The 17774-nt window shown below is 71.1% G+C and carries 18 protein-coding genes and 1 pseudogene; 10 read left to right on the forward strand and 9 right to left on the reverse strand.

Annotation, left to right across the window (positions count from 1 at the left end):
• Window positions 1-181 precede the first annotated feature (181 nt).
• The 3 genes from folE to ABGB21_RS12105 all read left to right on the forward strand — a co-directional run bounded on the left by folE (window position 182) and on the right by ABGB21_RS12105 (window position 2707).
• The gene (gene folE / locus ABGB21_RS12095; protein ID WP_347651681.1) at window positions 182-787 is read left to right on the forward strand and encodes a GTP cyclohydrolase I FolE; all 606 of its coding nucleotides are present in this window, start codon (window positions 182-184) and stop codon (window positions 785-787) included.
• 373 nt (window positions 788-1160) lie between these two features.
• Window positions 1161-1661 carry a SigE family RNA polymerase sigma factor gene (locus ABGB21_RS12100; RefSeq protein WP_347651476.1) on the forward strand — a complete coding sequence of 167 codons (501 nt, stop codon included), beginning with the start codon at window positions 1161-1163 and terminating at the stop codon, window positions 1659-1661.
• Window positions 1661-2707 carry a hypothetical protein gene (locus ABGB21_RS12105; protein WP_347677745.1) on the forward strand — a complete coding sequence of 349 codons (1047 nt, stop codon included), beginning with the start codon at window positions 1661-1663 and terminating at the stop codon, window positions 2705-2707. Before ABGB21_RS12100 ends, ABGB21_RS12105 begins: the two co-directional genes overlap by 1 nt.
• 220 nt (window positions 2708-2927) lie before the next feature.
• On the opposite strand, the pseudogene ABGB21_RS12110 reads toward ABGB21_RS12105, so the two are convergent.
• Window positions 2928-3245: pseudogene (locus ABGB21_RS12110) on the reverse strand (hypothetical protein); the annotation flags it as partial.
• Window positions 3242-5935 (reverse strand): FtsK/SpoIIIE domain-containing protein, encoded by a 2694-nt coding sequence (locus ABGB21_RS12115; protein WP_347677922.1) that lies wholly within the window; start codon window positions 5933-5935, stop codon window positions 3242-3244. The pseudogene ABGB21_RS12110 and the gene ABGB21_RS12115, both read right to left, overlap by 4 nt.
• A 287-nt stretch (window positions 5936-6222) precedes the next feature.
• Between ABGB21_RS12115 and ABGB21_RS12120 the strand changes: the two genes are divergently transcribed.
• The gene (locus tag ABGB21_RS12120; protein ID WP_347677746.1) at window positions 6223-6807 is read left to right on the forward strand and encodes a hypothetical protein; all 585 of its coding nucleotides are present in this window, start codon (window positions 6223-6225) and stop codon (window positions 6805-6807) included.
• Between the two features lie 14 nt (window positions 6808-6821).
• Here ABGB21_RS12120 and ABGB21_RS12125 read toward each other — a convergent pair whose 3' ends face one another.
• The 3 genes from ABGB21_RS12125 to ABGB21_RS12135 all read right to left on the reverse strand — a co-directional run bounded on the left by ABGB21_RS12125 (window position 6822) and on the right by ABGB21_RS12135 (window position 10122).
• Window positions 6822-7451 (reverse strand): hypothetical protein, encoded by a 630-nt coding sequence (locus tag ABGB21_RS12125; RefSeq protein ID WP_347651478.1) that lies wholly within the window; start codon window positions 7449-7451, stop codon window positions 6822-6824.
• A 148-nt stretch (window positions 7452-7599) separates the two neighbouring features.
• Entirely contained in the window at window positions 7600-8499 is a 900-nt protein-coding gene (locus tag ABGB21_RS12130; RefSeq protein WP_347677747.1) for a GyrI-like domain-containing protein, read from the reverse strand.
• Window positions 8500-8667: 168 nt separating this feature from the next.
• Complete coding sequence (locus ABGB21_RS12135; protein ID WP_347677748.1) at window positions 8668-10122, reverse strand: alkaline phosphatase PhoX; 1455 nt, start codon at window positions 10120-10122, stop codon at window positions 8668-8670.
• Window positions 10123-10393: 271 nt separating this feature from the next.
• Here ABGB21_RS12135 and ABGB21_RS12140 point away from each other — a divergent pair, with 271 nt between their 5' ends.
• Window positions 10394-11104, forward strand: a complete 711-nt coding sequence (locus ABGB21_RS12140; RefSeq protein ID WP_347651481.1) for an HAD family hydrolase — start codon at window positions 10394-10396, stop codon at window positions 11102-11104.
• On the opposite strand, the gene ABGB21_RS12145 is transcribed toward ABGB21_RS12140, so the two are convergent.
• Window positions 11101-12435 carry a helix-turn-helix transcriptional regulator gene (locus ABGB21_RS12145; protein ID WP_347651482.1) on the reverse strand — a complete coding sequence of 445 codons (1335 nt, stop codon included), beginning with the start codon at window positions 12433-12435 and terminating at the stop codon, window positions 11101-11103. The genes ABGB21_RS12140 and ABGB21_RS12145 overlap by 4 nt on opposite strands.
• A gap of 512 nt (window positions 12436-12947) precedes the next feature.
• Between ABGB21_RS12145 and ABGB21_RS12150 the strand changes: the two genes are divergently transcribed.
• The 5 genes from ABGB21_RS12150 to ABGB21_RS12170 all read left to right on the forward strand — a co-directional run bounded on the left by ABGB21_RS12150 (window position 12948) and on the right by ABGB21_RS12170 (window position 15305).
• Window positions 12948-13109 (forward strand): hypothetical protein, encoded by a 162-nt coding sequence (locus ABGB21_RS12150; RefSeq protein WP_347651483.1) that lies wholly within the window; start codon window positions 12948-12950, stop codon window positions 13107-13109.
• Between the two features lie 82 nt (window positions 13110-13191).
• Complete coding sequence (locus ABGB21_RS12155; RefSeq protein ID WP_347677749.1) at window positions 13192-13458, forward strand: hypothetical protein; 267 nt, start codon at window positions 13192-13194, stop codon at window positions 13456-13458.
• Window positions 13451-14062 carry a GNAT family N-acetyltransferase gene (locus ABGB21_RS12160; RefSeq protein ID WP_347677750.1) on the forward strand — a complete coding sequence of 204 codons (612 nt, stop codon included), beginning with the start codon at window positions 13451-13453 and terminating at the stop codon, window positions 14060-14062. The genes ABGB21_RS12155 and ABGB21_RS12160 overlap by 8 nt, the downstream gene beginning before the upstream one ends.
• Before the next feature lie 85 nt (window positions 14063-14147).
• Complete coding sequence (locus ABGB21_RS12165; RefSeq protein ID WP_347651486.1) at window positions 14148-14441, forward strand: DivIVA domain-containing protein; 294 nt, start codon at window positions 14148-14150, stop codon at window positions 14439-14441.
• Window positions 14442-14516: 75 nt separating this feature from the next.
• Window positions 14517-15305, forward strand: a complete 789-nt coding sequence (locus ABGB21_RS12170; RefSeq protein ID WP_347677751.1) for a methyltransferase domain-containing protein — start codon at window positions 14517-14519, stop codon at window positions 15303-15305.
• A gap of 24 nt (window positions 15306-15329) precedes the next feature.
• Here ABGB21_RS12170 and ABGB21_RS12175 read toward each other — a convergent pair whose 3' ends face one another.
• From ABGB21_RS12175 to ABGB21_RS12185, 3 genes are all read right to left on the reverse strand, one after another.
• Window positions 15330-16205: an alpha/beta hydrolase gene (locus ABGB21_RS12175; RefSeq protein WP_347677752.1), complete on the reverse strand. Its 876-nt coding sequence runs from the start codon at window positions 16203-16205 to the stop codon at window positions 15330-15332.
• Window positions 16206-16272: 67 nt separating this feature from the next.
• Entirely contained in the window at window positions 16273-16920 is a 648-nt protein-coding gene (locus ABGB21_RS12180; protein WP_347677754.1) for a hypothetical protein, read from the reverse strand.
• A gap of 2 nt (window positions 16921-16922) precedes the next feature.
• Window positions 16923-17774: a DUF6069 family protein gene (locus ABGB21_RS12185; protein ID WP_347651490.1), complete on the reverse strand. Its 852-nt coding sequence runs from the start codon at window positions 17772-17774 to the stop codon at window positions 16923-16925.

A 17774-nucleotide genomic window follows, 5' to 3' on the forward strand; every position in this document is an offset into this window, starting at 1 on the left:
CCACCAGGCCGTCGGCGATCACGCCGGCGGCCTGGCCGCGTCTGGAGCCGCTGCCGCTGCCGCCGCCGACTCCGCGGCTTCCCAGGCGGTCTCCTCCACGGAGCCGGATGACGAGCCCGCCGAGTTCGACGGACACGACGACTTCGACGAGGCCGCCGGGCTCGACTATCTCGCCGCCCGGCTGGTCAACGGACGGCTCAGCGGCGGTCCGGTCGAACAGAGCGTCGACCTGGCCCGGATCGAGAAGGCGGTCCGGGAGATCCTGGTCGCCGTCGGCGAGGATCCGGACCGGGACGGCCTGCGGAAGACCCCGGCCCGGGTCGCCCGGGCGTACGCCGAACTCTTCGCCGGGCTCCGGGTCGACCCGGCCCAGGTGCTCAGCACCACCTTCGAGGCCAACCACGAGGAACTCGTGCTGGTCCGCGACATCGACGTGATGAGCCTCTGCGAGCACCACCTGCTGCCGTTCCACGGTGTCGCGCACATCGGCTACATTCCGGGCGAGAACGGCCGGATCACCGGCCTGTCCAAGCTGGCCCGGCTGGTCGAGGTCTACGCCCGCCGTCCCCAGGTGCAGGAGCGGCTCACCTCGCAGATCGCCGACCTGCTGATGACCAGGCTCGAACCGCGCGGTGTGCTCGTGGTGCTGGAGTGCGAGCACATGTGCATGGCGATGCGCGGCATCCGCAAGGCCGGCGCCAAGACCATCACCTCGGCGGTCCGCGGACTGCTGCAGCGGGACGCCAAGTCCCGGTCCGAGGCGATGTCGCTGATCCTCCGCTCCTGACCCCGGCGGCTGCCCGCCGGACCGATCCTGGCCGGCGCTGCCCGCCGTGGTCCGGCCGCTACGCAGGGTGCCGCAGGCACGCTGGGTGCCGCCGGCAGCGGCATATCCGGTTGCGATGACATGACTCTCCGGCATAAATATGACGGACAGTCATATCCCTCAATCAGGGATTGCCCGGCAGCAGCGACCGGCGGCGGAGCGGGACGGTCACGAGTGGCTGCGGTGCTCGCCGATCCCGTACCTCAATTCGGCGCAGCGCGAGTTCGCGGGCGCAGGAGGGGTGGCGGCTCGGCCTCCGGACCTCTTGCGGTTCTCCTTCGCGAGGTGCTCCTGGGATGTCTACGGATTGGCTGACTTGCGACGTTAAAAGGGTGTGACGTTCGAGGAGTACGCGTTCGCCCGCACTTCGGCGCTGGTGCGGCTCGCCCGGTTGCTGACCGGTGACGAGCATCGGGCCGAGGACCTGGTTCAGGATGTCCTTGCCAGGGCGTATGCCCGCTGGGCGCGTATCTCCCGGACGGATCGACCCGATGCGTATGTCCGTCGGATGCTCGTCAATGCCCATCACTCCTGGTGGCGCCGGCGCAGCAGCCAAGAGATCTCTGTCGCCGTTGTGGCCGATCAACCGGACGCTACGGACGAAGCTGCCGGCATCGCCGAACGTGACGCGCTGTGGCGGCTCGTCTGTGCTCTGCCGATACGTCAACGCACCGTGATTGTCCTGCGCTACTACGAGGATCTTGACGACGCGATGATCGCCGAGATTCTGGACTGTTCGACCGGCACGGTTCGTACCCACGCGAAGCGGGCTCTGACGGCACTTCGTAAGCGGCAGGAAGCATCCGTCCCCGCGCGGACAGGAGGAGAGTTCTGATGTTCAGCGATCTCGATCAGCAGCTCGCCACGACGCTCAAGCACCACGCGGGCGGCGACATCGCCCCCGCGCCGATCGTGGAACACGCCCGGCGTCGCGGGCACCAGCTGCGACTGCGTCGACGCTGGCTGATCACCGGGGCGACGACAGCGGCGTCCGTCGTCCTGGTCACGGCGGTCATGGTGATTCCGGCCGGTCGGGCACCCGATGGCGCGACCATGCCGGCCACGGCACTCGTGCTGCCGGACGCACCGGGCCAGCCCGGCGCCATCGCACGGCCCGAGGCTGTGGGGACCGATCCCGGCGTGGTGCACTTCACGACCGACAGCCTGGTCAGCGGTGCCTGGTCCGCGACCTGGAGCGCCGGGCGCGGGGTCGAGAGTGTTGAGTTCCGGGGTCCAACCGGGCAGGCTCGGTTCGTGTTGGCGCGTAGCGTCGCGACGCTCGACGGGCTGCCGCAGACGTTGTCGTCGGCGGGGCGACCGCAACCACCGACCGACACGCGAGTCGGAGGCCGCCCGGGGGTCGCTTGGTTCGATCCGTCTGGCGACACGAAACTGTGGTTCGTTCGTTGGCAACCCGTCGACGGGCTCTGGGCTCAGCTCGACATCTACGCGACCGGCCGCGACGAGGCGACGGACGCGGCGGGCCGGGTCCGGTTCGACGCCGCACACCGCTGCGTGGCGCCGTTCCGCCTGCAGACGCTGCCACCAGGCGGGCGCCTGCTCGGATGCTCGATCACGCTGGCCCGGATTGAGCGTGGCTCCTTCACCGAGGGCTCACTCGTAATCGGTGACGAATCTGGTCGCTGGCTGACGGTTCGGGCGCAACCCGTGCCGGGCCGCGACCCCGGGACCGCCAACCTCGTCGCGGGGTCCTACCGCGCACGCCGGCAGGGCAGCGACGTGCTGGAGATGTTCGTCAGGCCCTGCGTCGTCGAGGCGTTCCTCAAGGGTTGGGGGAACGGCTACACCGAGTCGGAAGGCCTGACGGTGCTGAGCGGGTACCAGCCGGCCCTCGACCTCGACGACCCCGGCACCTGGTGACACCACCCGGGCGCCGATACAGTCATTGCGGGTCCAACCTAACCGTCCCTCATCTGGTTCTGGTGGGAGTGACCCGGATGTGCCGGGCTCAGCGGAGCAGGTAGAGCCCGCCGAGACAGAGCGCCACGGCCACCGCCACCAAGGCCAGGCCGACCGCACCGACCAACAGCAGCTGCCACCAGGTGTCCGGGCGGGCCAGCAGCGGGCCGGAGCCGGGCAGCCGGGTGGCCGCGTCCGCCGCGTCGGCGTTCACCCGGGCCTGGCGCAGCGCCGCGCGTACCGCCTCGGGGCCGGTCGAGATCGCCCGGGCCGCCGCCGCCACCTCCGGCTCCGACGGCAGCAGCTCCGCCTCCGGTACGCCGAGCGCCCGTAACCGGGACTGCTGCGGGACCAGTCGGGCGCGTACCACGGTCAACTCCTCCCGGGCGGCGTGCACCCCCCGGGCCTGCGCACCGGCGGCGGTGGCCGCCTCCCGGCGTACCGCGTCCAGCTGCTGTGCGGCGGCCAGGTATTCCTGCCAGGCGTCGTCGGTGGTCATGGCGTACGCCTCCTCGGGCGCGGGGCGAACGGCACGAGCAGGGTCGCCGAGTCGGTCCGGAGGTCGTGGTGCAGTGCCCGGCCGGTCCGGGGCCGCCACGGCACACTCCGGCCCAGCACCAGGCCCACCTCCCGCCCCGGTACGTCCACGAAGACCAGGTTGTCGACCAGCGGACCGGTCTCCGGCTCGTGGTCCGGCGCCGCCCCCGGCTCGTCCGGTGCCTCGCCCGGCCCGGTGGGCGCCGCCAACTGGTCGACGAACCGGGCGGTGGTCCGCCACCAGGAGAGCAGGTGCGATCCCCGGGCGGGTCCGTCCCGCAGCACGGCGGGCAGCCGGCCCGGCGGCAGGGTGCCGGCGTCCCAGCCGTCCATGCCGAAGACCACCAGGTAGCCGGGCTCGCTCCGGTCCAGGGCGGCGGTGAGGCCGGCACTGTCGACCTGTTCGACCGGATGCCGCCCGGCGAGGTCGGCGCGGAGCGCGTCCGCGACCGCCGTGCCCTGCTCGACCAGCGCGGCGACCACAAACCGGGCGGTGCCGGGCTGGTGCTGGGCGGCCAGGTCACGGGCGGCGGTGTCCAGCAGGTCGGCGCCGGCCGGCCCGAACACCGCGAGGTGCCGGCCCGGCACCGGAGCGAACTCCACCGCCGCCAGCCTCGGTCGCACCTCCACCACCCGGCCCAGCCGGGCCAGCGCGGCCGAACCGGCCGGCGGCGGCGCGTCGCCCGACGGCGGCTGCGCCGCCGGCGGTTCGTCGGGGCGGACCGGGGTCAGGTAGCCGGTGAAGACCGCGGGGGCCGGGGCCGACGGTGGGCGTTCGGCCCAGAGCCGCTGCCGCAGCCCGTCGAGGACCCCCTCCGCCACGTGCGGATCGGGGAACCGGACCACCCGTTCGTGCCCCCGGGTCGCACCCCGGGGGCCGCCGAGCCCACCGGCGGTGTTCACCACCGCGGTACCCAGCGGCAGGCCGGCGGCGGAATCGTTCGCCGGCTCCAGCACCTCGGTACCGCCGGGCAGCGCCACCCGGACCGGGAACTGGCCGAGGAACGATTCCCGGCGGTCCCGCAGCGCCGTCAGCGCCGGCGTCGGCCGGCTGGACAGGATCAGGTGTACGCCGGCGGCGCGCCCACGGCGGGCCACCGACTCGAGTCGGCGCAGCGCCTCGGCCGCCACCTCGTCGTCCCCGCTCAGCAGCACCGGAAACTCGTCCAGCACACAGAGGATCCGGGGCGGCAACCCGGCACCGGCGGCGGCCTCGACCGGGTTGCCGGCGGGCGGACTCTCGGCGGGAGCGTTGCCGGTGCCGGTCCGGCGGTCGAGTTCGGCGTCGAGGTCGCGGAGCAGCGCGAGGCCGTACTCCCGGTCGGCCTGGACCCCGACGGCCCGGACGTGCGGCAGCCAGGGCCGGTCCCGGTCGTCGTCGGTGGTCGAGGGTTCGTCGCTCTCCGGCAGGAAGCCGGCGGCCTCCGGAGCCGGCCCGCGTTCGGCGGGTACGAACTCGTCGAACGCCGCCCCGTCGGCGAAGTCGACCAGGTACATCGCCAGGTCGTCCGGGTGGTACCGGGTGCCGAGGCCGTACAGCACGTTGACCAGGAATCCGCTCTTGCCGGCGGCGGCCCGGCCGCCGACCAGCCAGTGCGGGGTACGTTCGTCGAAGCCGAGGATCACGGTCCGGTCCCCGTCGTGGCCGACCGGGGTGCTGAGCCCGTCGGCCACGCTCTCGGCCCAGAGCTTCTCCGCCGGGTCGGGCAGCAGGTCGGCCAGGGTACGGCGGTAGTCGGCCGCCAGGCGGGCCGCCAACTCCCGGCAGACCCGGTCCAGCAGCGCCGGCGGTGGTGCCTCGTCGAGGAAAACCGGCGCGTTCAGCCCGGACGGCGGCGGGGTGGCCCCCGGAGCGGTGAACGAACCGCCTGGCGGGTCGCCGACCAGCGCGTACGGGTTCCGTACCGCGACCATCGTGCTCCGGGGCAGCGGCGGCTGGGTCGTCTCCTCGGTCAACGGCGGCGGCGGCCAGCCCGCCACCAGCAGGTGCAGCCCCGCCTCCGGACCCTCCCGGGCCAGTGCGCCGATCCGGGCCAGGTCGATCCCTTCGGTCAGCTCCGGCAGGGAACCGATCACCAGCAGCAGGGTCCGGTCGTGCCGCTGGTGGCGGCTGGCGGTGGGACGTGCCGGCCGTACCCACTGTTCGGCCTCGGCCAGCACGGCCCGCAGGCCGGTGCGGTCGGTGACCGGCGGTGGCATCAGGCCGGCGTCGGCGAGTAGGGCGAACGGTGCGAAGAGCTCGCCCTCGGTGGCCGCGTCCACGCCCCGGACCAGCAGCGACCCGGCGGGTGCGGCGGCCAGCAGCCGCAGCAGTACGGCGCGGAGCAGGCCGGCGACCCGGGGGTCCCGACTGTCCGCGTCGACGGTGAGGTGGCCGGTGCCGAGCAGCGGCACCACCGCCGGGAAACGGGCGTCGTCGAGCGGCTGGGCGACCCCGATCCGGACGTACGTCGGCAGCCCCGGCCCGCCCAGCGGGGTGTCCTCGGACTGGGCGTCCAGGGGTGCGCCCAGCCAGCCGGGGGTGAGTCGGCTCGCCGCCGACCGGAGCTGCTCGGCGAGTTCGTGCTGCTGGGCCTGGCCGGCCGGAGCCGGTCGGAACGTCTCCAGCACGGTGGCGGCCGCGGCGGTGGTGGCGGCGGCCTGCCGGTGCAGGGCGGCGGCCGTGGTGCTGGCGGCCCGCCAGCTGAGCGCGGCGGCGTGGCTGGCCCGATCCCTCCAGGTGTCCACCGCACCAACTCCTCCGCCGTCGGCCGTGGCCGGCGCCTCTGTTCTGGACTGAGACGGTATCCCAGCGGTCCGGCATCTTCGTGGAGCCGCCCGGACCGCCAGGCCGGGACAAGTGGCATCGATAGCAGAAAGTTATAACTTGCTCTCTTTTGGTTACCAAGCTGGAATTCGCGACCATTGGGCGGCGGGCCGGCAGCGGATAGCCTCAGGGGGTGGAATCCGTGCACCCCCCGGCCGATTCCCAGGTGTCCCGGGTACCCACCCAACGGACCCCGTCCGGAGAGGCCGGTGCCGAACAGCCGGTCGCCCCGCCACCGGCGCCGCCGGCACGTCGCCGCTTCCCCTGGCGGCGGGTGCTGGTGATCGTCGCCGCCGCGACGGCACTGTTCTGCCTCGCCGGCGCGGCGATCGCGTACACCCTCTACGACCGGTTCACCGCACCCGACCGGAGCGCGCCGGACGTGGTCGTGAACAACTACCTGCAGGCCTTCATGGTCGACAAGAACGACGTCCTCGCCGGTCTGATGACCTGTGCGGGTTCGGCCGCCGGGTTGGCCCCGCTGTCCGCCCTGCGCGACGACCTCGCCGCCCGGGAGCAGCGGTTTCAGGTCACCTTCATCGTCAAGTGGGGGCCGCTCGACGTACGGACCACCGACGAGGACGTCGCCGAGGTTTCTGTGGACCTGGTCATCTCGTACCGGGTGGAGTCGATCTCGAACACCGACCGGCAGCGGTGGCGGTTCGTCACCCGGCAGGGCGACGGCTGGCGGGTCTGCGAGGCGGCCCGCGCCACCTGACCGGGCCGGGCCGACTACTCGATCCAGAGCAGGTGGACGGGGACTTCCAGGGTGGTCGGCGGGCGGCCGCTCCAGGCCCAGCGGTACCAGTCGAGTTCGGCGGCGACGCGTACGCAGATGTCGCCCTCGGCGCTGGTGTAGACCTCGGTGACCGCGCGCAGGTCACGCCGTTCGCCGGTCTCGTCGACCTGGACGACCCGTCGACCGGAGACGGCGTCCGCCTCGACCACCGGCACCGGCAGCGGGTGACTCGGCGCGTCCAGCGAGACCAGTCGGGAGATCACGTCGCCGCGGGCCGGCCGGGGGATGGTCAGCCCCTCGACGGTCCACTGCGGCGGGTCGCCGAGGGTCTCCACCCAGACCCGTTCGGCCGGGATCAGCGGGGCGAAGACCTCGACCCGTTCGGCCTCGGCGCGGTACCACTCCTGTTCCGGCAGCACCGGCACGTAGGTCCGGCTGCCCTGCACCACCCGCTCGTCCGCGCGCAGGTCGCCGCGCCAGCCGAGCCCCGGCAGCCCGACCAGCACCCGCCGACCGCGCAACTCGACCCGGTCGCCGGCGGAGACGACCAGGACCGGCCGGGGCGGGGTCGGGGCCCAGTCGGGCTGTCCGGCGAAGGGATCGGGGAGGGGGTCGTGACTCATCTGGATCGCTCCGGGGTCGTGGGCCGCTCCGGACGTTGTCGTCCCACCGTACCGAGCGCCGACGACGGAGATGAGTCTAACGGCCGGGGCCGGCCGCCCCACCGGATGGCGGGAGGCGGCCGGCCCGGGACTCCTGCTGCCGGGCTGATCAGTTCGGTTCGACGGGCAGCCACAGCTCGCAGGTCGCGGTGCTGAAGTCGTCCGCGCGGTCGAGAATCGCGACGATCGAGGGACCCGGCCGCAGCCGCCACGGGTTCGACGGGAACCAGTCGGTCGCGGTCGCCGCCCAGGTGTTCTGCAGCGTCTCCGGGTGCGGCCCGCTGGTCCGGAAGACCGCCCACCTGCCGGCCGGTACCTCGATCGCGTCGAGGTCGTCCGGGGTCGGCGTCTCCCCGGCGATCGCGACCCCGTGCAGGTAGGTCAGTTCGCTGCCCTCGGCGGCGTCGGGGTCGACGTCGTCGGTGACCTGCAGCAGGCCACCCGGTTCGGTGTCGCTCAGCGCCTTCAGCCGGACGTGCTCCTCCATCGGCAGCGCGGCGATGTGCTGCTGGATGTGCGGGTTGACGCCCCGGTGGACGAGCGGGACCCGGGTCGCGTGTCCGACCAGCCGGAACGCGGGCCGGTCGACGATGCGGGTGTGCATGGGGAAACTCCCTTCGACGGTCAGGCGGAACCTGAGCTGCGGTTGTGTGCGAAGGGGGCCGCCGTCGCGGCGTACGTCACCGGGGTTGGCGCCGTGCACCGCCCGGAACGCCCGCCCGAACGCCTCGGTCGAGCCGTACCCGTACCGGACGGCGATGCGCAGCAGGTCGTCACCACCCCGGACGAGGTCGGCGGCGGCGACCGTCATCCGGCGTCGGCGTACGTACTCCGACAGCGGCATGCCGGCCAACGACGAGAACATCCGCCGTAGGTGGTACTCGGTGGTGCCGAGCGTCCTGGCCAGTCCGTCGACGTCGAGTTCCTCGGTGAGGTGCTCCCCGGCGAGGTACTCCTCGGTGAGGTGCTCCTCGACGAGGTCGACGAGCCGGTTGAGTGCCGAGATCACGGTGGCCTCCCTTCGACGTCAAGCCTGGCCGGAGGCACCCTGGTAGCGCCCGACCGCTGCGGTCCGATCCGATCATCCGATCACGCGGCGGCCGTCCCGCACACGCCGTCGGAAGCGCGACGGGGGGCCAGGCGAATCGCCTGGCCCCCCGTACGGGTGAATCCGTGCTCAGCCCAGGTACTTCTCCCACGGGCCGGTGATGGCCAGGGTGAGGCCCGGGTCCTGCATGTTGACGAAGAGCACCTTGCCGTCGGCGCTGAACACCGGCCCGCAGAACTCCGAGTCGTTCAGCTGGTTACGGGCGATCGCGTACGTCGGGCCGCCCGGGACCGTGCTGAGCACGTGCGAGGCGCCCGAGCCGTCCTCGGCGAGCACGAGGCTGCCCCACGGGGTGACGGTCACGTTGTCCGGGCCGTCGAAGGTGAGGTCGGTGTACTTCACCGCCGTCCCCTCCTCCGACTGGGTCTGGTGCGGGAAGTACGTCACCAGCTGGATCGTCTCGTCCTGGTAGTTGTAGAACCAGACCATGCCGTCGTGCGGCGCCGCGTCCGCCGGCAGGTCGCCCTCGTCCCAGGCGTACGAGTTGACGACGTACACGCCCTCGTCGGTGCCCCAGACGCCCTCGAACTTGCGGCCGCGGGTGACCTGGCCGTCGGTGAACTGCTCGCGTACCGGCGTGGTCCGGGCGTCCCGGTCCGGCACCTCGATCCACCGCACCTTGAAGGGGCGGCCGAGCTGGGAGGAGGTCAGGTAGGCGACGTCCGGCAGCACCGAGCCGTCGTCCATGATGATCTGCATCGCGGCGAGGGTGCCGGCGTTCGGGGCGAGCCGGGTGAGCACGCCGGGGCCGAGCTTGACACCGCGCGGGGCGGTCCAGCGGTAGAACAGACCGTTGGGCTCGTCGGCGTCCTCGGAGAGGTAGATCCTGGTGCGGTCCTTGTCGATCGCCAGCGCCTCGTGCGAGTAGCGGCCCAGCGCCTTGATCGGCTTCGGGTCCGCGCTGCCGTCGGCCCAGACCTCGAAGACGTACCCGTGGTCCTTCTGGAACGTGCCGGTCCGGCCGTCCTCCTCCCAGTCGTCCCCGGCCCGGTCCTCGGTCTCCTCGCAGCTGAGCCAGGTCCCCCACGGGGTGGGGCCGCCCGCGCAGTTGGCGACGGTGCCGGAGAGGGCGACGAACTCGCCGAGGTTGCGACCTGCCCGGTCGGTCCTGATCACGGTGCAGCCACCGGCGTTGACCGCGCCCGGGTCGTAGACCGTGCCCTTGACGTGCGGTACGCCGAACTCTGCGCCCGGGTCCAGCTCGTGGTTCTGGATCAGGGTGTAGCGGCCGTGGCCGGCGTCGAAGACCGCCATGCCGTCGTGGTCGGCCGGGGTCAGGCCCTGGCCCTTGTCGAGCCGGGTGACGCCGGTCCGGGTCACGATCGTGTAGCTGAAGCCCTCAGCCAGGGCCAGGATGCCGTCGGGGTCGTCGACGAGCGGCGGGAACGGCACGTGGCCGGTCTTGCCCGGCGTGTGCGGCCGGCCCGGGTGCGCCTGGGCCAGGGACGGGAGAGCGCCGGCGACGGCGATGCCGACGCCAGCGGCGCCAGCGCCGGTAAGGAAGGTACGACGAGACGAAGACACGTCGATGAGCTCCTGTTCACGAGGGGTGCGAGGACCAACCAACCCCGGCGGCCCGACACCGACGCGTCATCCAGGCGATGGACAGGCGACATCGACGTTAAGAAACGCTGCTGATCACGCATCGACCCGGCAACGTCGTGCTGGTCACGGCGTGGGCCGTGCCGTCGGAGGAACCGGACCGGTGAGGTGGTAGCGGGGTGAACCAGGGTCTCCGAGAGGCGGGCACGACAATCGATGTCCTGTGTGTCGATGTACGTGTCACCATGGTCGGATGCGGAGCCGACCGGACCCGATCCTCATCCTTTGGGACATCGACCAAACGCTTGTCAATATCGGCAGCGCGAGCCGGAAGTTGTACGAGGTGGCGTTCCGCAAAGCGACGGGGCATACACTTCAGGTGCTGGCTGACATGGCTGGTCGTACCGAGCGGGCGATCGTGACCGATACGCTGGCTCTACACGGCCTGTCGGCACACGACGAGATGCTCGAGGTTTTTTATTCAAGATTGGCGGAAGCTGCACAGGAACTGCGCCCGACCATTATTCAAGAGGGAAGGGCGATGCCTGGTGCGGAGGTGGCGCTTACCGCCTTTACTGTCGAGGGGTTCATTCAGACGGTAGTCACCGGCAATATTCGGCGGATCGCCGAGATCAAGCTCGAGTCGTTCGGACTCGACTCATACATAGACTTCGAGGTGGGCGGTTACGGCTCGGACGGAATCGATCGGGCGACCTTGGTGCGGCTGGCGCGGCAGCGCTCTGCGGCCTTTTATGGTCAGGACTTCTCCGCCAATCGGACTTTTGTGATCGGAGACACGCCACACGATATCAGGGGAGCGCGAGATGTTGGCGTTCGTTCGGTCGGCGTGGCATCTGGAAATAGTTCGATAGAAGCGCTGCATAAAGCTGACGCTGACGTTGTGCTGCCCGATCTCCGAAATGTCGCCGAACTGCGGGCGGCTATCGTTGGCGACCATGGTTAGTCGCCTGATCTGGCCGCCTCAAACAGCGCGCGAAATTCTTTGGCCGCGCGATTATCGCTAAACGGCTCGAGTGCGGTGAAGAACTCCTGCAGTTGGGCAACCACACGTGCTGACCCGAGCGTAGCTGCTCGGCTTACGGCCTCGGTCGCCGTTTCGCAAGCCCGCTCCACCTCGTAGTCGAGCAGATGGCAGCGGGCCAGGCGGGAGAGATAGTGGACGGAGTCTCGCGTCCGGTCCGGTGCTGTTGTGTCGATTAACCGGAGTGCGTGAACAAGCGCCTTGCCGGCCGGCTTGGTCATGCCCAGTTCGAGATAGCAGGCCCCGATCTGCGCGGTGACCTCGACTTGGTCGACGTACGAGATCCACAGCGGCTCGACCTGTTGGGATGGCGTGCCGAAAGCGCGTCGAGCCAACTCAAGTGCGCGCAGGGCGGCTGTTTTGTTCCCTGCTGCGGCATGCGCCCGGGCCAGACGGGTCGCGAGCATGGTCCGGACGAGGGGTGTGATGCTGCCCCCGCTCGTTTCAAACGCTGTCTGAGCTAGGGACAACGCGGACTTGGTTCGACCACGATAAGTGTCTTGTAAGCTCATATAGGCAAGGGCGCTGGCTGCCAACGCGGAATCATCCGCCTCGTGGGCTGCGTAGACGGTGGCATTCCAATAGCGTCGCGCCGCGCTCTGTCGACCACTGTCGAGTGCGATCCAACCGGCAAGTTGGCTGAGTTGCCCAAAAGCACTCAGCCCTATGCCGGGTTCGCGGTCTACTTTGCGAGCCATGTCGGCCACGTAGCGCGACAGGGGCAGGATCAGTTCGTTCCCGCCCTGCTCGTCATCCAGCTTCAAAAAGAGCTTCAGTAGCAGCTCTGCCTGCTCGGTGACTGACAGGTCGTCAAGAGCTTGGTCGTCAATGGATGTGTTCGAGGAGAATTGGCCGATGGTGAGTCCGGCGAGCAGGGTTTCGACGTGCGATGGGGTACTTGGTTCTGCATCGGCTTCTGGTGAGGTTTGTTGCCGTTGAGGATCTGTCGCCAAGGAATCGAACTTGCCGACCGAGAGAGGGCCGACGGCTTCGATCTCCTGCTGGCGCTCTCGGCGATGGATGCTGTCGTGGCTCGCAACGAGGACGCCGCCTGTGTCCAGCAGTTCGTCACACAGCATCCAGAAGTCGCGCGGCGGTTTTTGCCGACCCGTCTCAACGTTGCCGATGGTGCTGCGAGTGTATCGGACGAGGGAGGCGAACTGATGTTGGTTGTAGCCAGCGGCGCGGCGGTAGGCCGCCAACTGTCGGCCAAGAAGGCGGCGAGCTTCGTCGGTTGCCTCGGAATCGGCCACGGATCCCCCGGGTGCACGTCAGACGCTGTCAATGGATTGTCAACGATGGCGAGCGCGCGTAGGTGACACCCTACGCGTCATGTTTGCTGAGAGCGAGCCAGGTGTCACGGCGGGAAGCGGTGTCGATGGCACTGGTCGAGTCGACAGCGAAGCGACGCGGAGGGACAGATGCAGGCAGCTCGATGGCATTCGCCCATGTTGATCATGCGTGGCGGCAACCGGCTCCAGGGTGACACGGGCAACCTCACCGAGGTGTATCGCCAGCCCGCCATAGCCGCCTACTGCGCGTACCTGCCGGCGATCTAGCGGGCGTGGGCAATGTCTCCTCGGGTCTTGATCACAGGGCGACCGTTGTGATGCTCGGCGGCTCTGGGTGCCCGAGTCAGCGTCATCCGTTGTCGGGGCTGCTGGTCTGCGGTGGCTGTGACCTGCGGCTCCACCCGATAGTGGCGGTTGACGGGCGGCGGTGTTACCGGTCGCCGTGCGGGTGCCGCCTGTGCCCGGTCGACGCGGTGACGGTCGAGCGGCTGACCTGCACCGCGCTGGAACGGCGCGGCCTGGTGCCCGCCGACGGCGTACCGGAACCGAACTGGCCGGACCTGTTCGCCCGGACGTTGGCGGCCGTACGGGTCGGCGCGCTGCCGGACGAGTTGACGTTCGTCTGGCGTACCTGAGGCTCCTGCCCGCCGTCGTTGTCAACCGCAGGACGCGGCGGCGGGCAGGACTCCACTCCTCCACTCACGAAGGGACTTTGTCGTGCCCAGCCCACCGGCACCACTGGCCGGCCCCGGTGACATCGTGTGCATCCCCGACGGTGACTACCTCTACGGCGCGGGCGCCGTCACGGTGCGGGTCGCCGGGATCGACCCCGGCCTGGACCGGTTTCCCGGTCTCGAATGGATCCGCATTCTTGCGGTCAACCTCGGGAAGCCGGACGGGAAACCGTACCCGCTGATCGTCCGTGCCACCGCGTTGCGCCGACCCCCGGTCGCGGCCCAGCCGACGGCCGGCGCCGGTGGCTGACTCGGCCCGGGTGGTCGCCGCCGAACCGGCCGACGTCGACTGGATCGCCCGCCTGATCGCCGACTCGTGCGCCGAGTTCGACCAGGCCGCCTGGCTGGTGCCGAACCGCAGACAGCGGCGGACCATCCTCGGCGAGGTTGCTCGGATCCATGTCGAGCACGCGATGTTCCACGGCGCCGTGCACCTGCTTGCCGACCGTAGCGGGGTCGCGGTCTGGTTCGACCACCACCGGGCGCTGCCGGCGCCACCGGACTACGGCCGGCGGCTCGCCGAGGTTGCCGGCAGTAACACCCGCCGCTTCGTCCGGCTCGACACGCTGCTGGCCGACCACCGGCCCGCCGCCGGCTACGAGCGCCTCGCGGTTGTCACGGTCGCACCCGGGGCGCGCGGCCAGGGCCGGGGGCGTGCGCTGGTCACCCACCATCTGGCCCGACTCGACGCGGCCGGCATCCCGACGTACGCCGAGGTGGTGACCACCGGCGGCCGTGACTTCCACCGGCGGCTCGGTTACCGGCCCACCCGGCTGGTCCGGGTCCCGGGCGGCAGCGCGGTCTGCGTGCTGTGGCGACCGGCACCTCCGACACAGACGCCCATGATCACGTAATCGCCGGCCGGCCAGGACCGGCCGGCGATTACGTGATCAATGGACGCACAGCCGCGACAGCACCGGACATCCTGGAGGAACGGCGATGATCTACCGATCCGGCGAACGGCTCGGCCCGCACCTGGTCCGGGCCGCGACGTTCCGGGTACGACGATGGCGCGGCCTCGACCCCGACCAGGTGTACGCCTTCCTGCGGCGGGTCGCCGACGAGATGGACCGGCTGCACCGGGAGGCGGCCACGGCCCGGACCGAGGCGGAACGGATCCGGCAGGGGCTGCGGCAGTGGCAGTCCCGACAGGCCGGGCAGCCGTACGACGGGACAGGGCGACATGGCCGGGCGGGGAGGGGTGACCCGCCACCGAACGGCGGCCACTGGTGAGTAGATTCCGGCGGCGGCTGGTAGAGCGGGGAGTTCCGGAGGCGCGTGAGTCGTCGGGGCCGCTAGCGTGGGCCGATGACTTCTGATCCGGTGGCGCACAACCGGGCCGCCTGGGACCGGCAGGTCGAGCGGGGCAACGAGTGGTCCCGCCCGGTCTCCCCGGAGACGATCGCCAGGGCGCGGGCCGGGGACTGGTCCGTGGTGCTGATCGGTTACCAGCCCGTCGACCGGTCCTGGTTTCCGGCCGACCTCACCGGCGTCGACGTGCTCTGCCTCGCCTCCGGGGGCGGGCAGCAGGGTCCGACGCTCGCGGCGGCCGGCGCGCGGGTGACCGTCTTCGACAACTCGCCGCGCCAGCTCGAACAGGACCGGACGGTCGCCGACCGGGAGGGCCTGGAGCTGCGTACCGTGCTCGGCGACATGCGGGACCTGGCGGTCTTCGTCGACGCCTCCTTCGACCTGGTCTTCAACCCGGTCTCGAACCTGTTCGTGCCCGAGTTGGCACCGGTCTGGCGGGAGTGTTTCCGGGTGCTGCGGCCCGGCGGTGCGCTGCTCTGCGGCTTCCTCAACCCCGACGTCTACCTCTTCGACAGCGAGGCGCTGGACAGGCGCGGCGAGCTGGTGGTGCGGCACCGGCTGCCGTACAGCGACCTGACGCACGTACCGGCGGAGGAGCGGGAACGGCTGTGGGGTCCGGACGCCCCGCTGGAGTTCAGCCACACCATGGGCGAGCAGCTCGGCGGCCAGCTCGCCGCCGGCTTCACCATCGTCGGCTTCTCCGAGGCGCCGCACCACTCCGACGCCACCGCCGGCTGGTTGCCTGGCTACTACGCCACCCGGGCGGTGAAACCCCGGACGGCATAGTCCGGGGGCGTGGGTGCGGGCGCCTCAGCCGGCGTCCAGCACCTCGCGCAGCTTCGCGGCGAACTCCTCGGGCTTGCCGGCGTACCCGAACGCGCCGCCGAGGAAGCCGCCGTGGTGGCTCGGGAACACGGTGGCCTCCTGGCCGAGCAGCGCCGCCAGGCCCAGCGAGGTACGCGCGGTGTACGTACCCGCCGACTCCTCGCCGACCGCGATCACGATCCGGGTCAGTGCGGCGGTGAGGACGGCCGCGTCGGGCCGGTAGTCGGTGATCGCCCACGAGTTCTTCGACAACAGCGGGTCGTCGCGGCTGCCGTCGTCCTCGGTCGGCAGGCCGAACATCGCCGGGTCCGGGGCCGGCTGGGCGAAGTAGGCGTCGGTGAACTCGCCCTGCCAGGACGTCATCGCGATGAACGACGCCATGCCCGCGCCGGCGCCCTTCGCCTGGTACGCCTCGTGGAAGGCGGCCCGGGCCCGTTCGGCGCCCGCCGCGTCGGGCAGTACGGCGTTGATCGGCGGCTCGTGCGCCACCAACGTGACCACGTCGCCGGGGTACGCGGCGACGAGTTCGAGCGCGGTCACCGCACCACCACTGCTGCCGAAGACGTCGACCGGGCCGGTGCCGAGCGCCTCGATCAGCAGGTGCAGGTCGGCCGCCTGCTGCTGCGGCGTGTGCTCGGACCGCCCGTCGCTGCGGGTGCTGCGGCCCAGTCCACGCGGGTCGTAGGTGACGACGGTCCGGTCGGTGAAGTGGGCGGCGAGGGCGTCGAAGCCCTCGGCGGTCATCGGCTGGCCGATCATGAGCAACGACGGGCGTCCGCCGGCCGGCGGGAGCGGGCCGCGTACGTCGTAGACCAGGTCGGCGCCGGGCACGGCGAGGGTGTGGGTCTGGGCCTCTGTCATGCCGGTGAGACTACGGTCCGTGGGCGACAAAATCTGCTGTGTGTGGTCCGGTCGCCGGAGCCCACGATCATCCGGCGTGGCGCAGCGACAGGCGACGGGCCAGCATCGTGGCGCCGGCGAACGCTGCCAGCCCGATGGCGACCTCCGCGACGAGTACGGACGGCGCGGTGCTGTAGTCGGTGGACCGCGCGTAGAGGATCGTGACCGGGGTGACGAGAATGCCGGTGACCGGCACCAGCAGAGTCATCAGCCGGGTGGTTTGCCGGATCCGGGGCAGGTCGCCGAGCAGGAGTCGTACCGCGGTGACCGCTCCGACGACCACCACGGCGGCCGGCACACCGTAGTAGACCGTGACGGCGAGCAGCACCGGTACCTCGATCGAGCGGGGGATGTCGATCAAGTGCACGAGCAGCGGATACAGCACGGACAGGAGGCCGAAGCCGAGCACCACGCCGGCCACCGCACCGAGCAGTGCGGTGCCGAGCAGACGGGAGTAGTCGCCGCGTACCCGGTGGACACCGGCCTCGTCGGCGAGCCGGCGGGCGAAGCCGGCCACGTCACCGTCGAGCAGCTCCCCGGGGTCGCGTCCGTCGTCGGCCGCGGCCTGCAGGTCGAGGCGGAGTTCGGCGGCGAAGGCCGCCCGGTCGGCGGAGCTGACCCCGTACGCCCGCCACGCGCGGTCGGCCTCGGCCAGGATGCTGTTGATGGATTCCACGATCAACTCCTCGTCGGCGTGGGATCGGGTGCGCTGAGGATGCCGTCGACGGTTTCGACGAACCGGGTCCACTGCTTCTGCCAGGCATCCAGGTGGTGTCGCCCGGGAGCGGTCAGGGCGTAGACCTTGCGGGGCGGCCCGGTCGGGCTCACCGCCGCAGGGACGAGGTGCAGCCCGAGCAGGGCGACGATGGTGGCGGTGTTCGCCCCGGAGAGGAAGGGCGGGACCATCGAGATAGCGGTCAGCGACACCGTCGTCCAGACGAATCGCTCGGCGGGCCGAGCGCTCCACCGCAGGAGGGCGGCGGCGATGACGATCCCCACGACCGAGAAGAAGCCGGTCACCACGGCGAACCCGCCCAACGGGATCGTCTCGCCGCCGTCGGGGATCTCGAAATCGACGCCAATCGCCCGGGCAAGGGCAGCGGCGAGGGTGGTGGCCGCCGTCGCCACGAACACCGCGACGAGGCCCGTGCCGACGAGGCCGAGGAGTCGGTGGCGGTGGCTGGTCCGGTCCGAGGCCGGGGCTACGACGCCCCCGGTGTCGTTCATGCTGTGCATGTCGTTCCTCCACAATTCGGTAACTGGATGCGGGAATGTGGCGACCGGCGTGTGACGGCCCTGGCCCTGGCGGGTGAACACGCGCACCCTCGCCGTACGGCGGCCGGGGTTGCGCAGGGCGCGGACGCCGGTGCCGCGCAGCCAGAATCCGGCGCTGCGTCCGAGGACCGGGCCGGGCCGGCCGTCGCGCAGCTCCAGCTGCACCCGTCCGTGGGTGACGACGCCGAACGCGTCGTACCACTGGGCCGCGACCACCTCGACCCGCGCGCCACCGCGCAGTGCGAAGGTCCGCAC

The sequence above is a fragment of the Plantactinospora sp. B24E8 genome, from assembly GCF_039871735.1.
Lineage (GTDB): Bacteria > Actinomycetota > Actinomycetes > Mycobacteriales > Micromonosporaceae > Plantactinospora.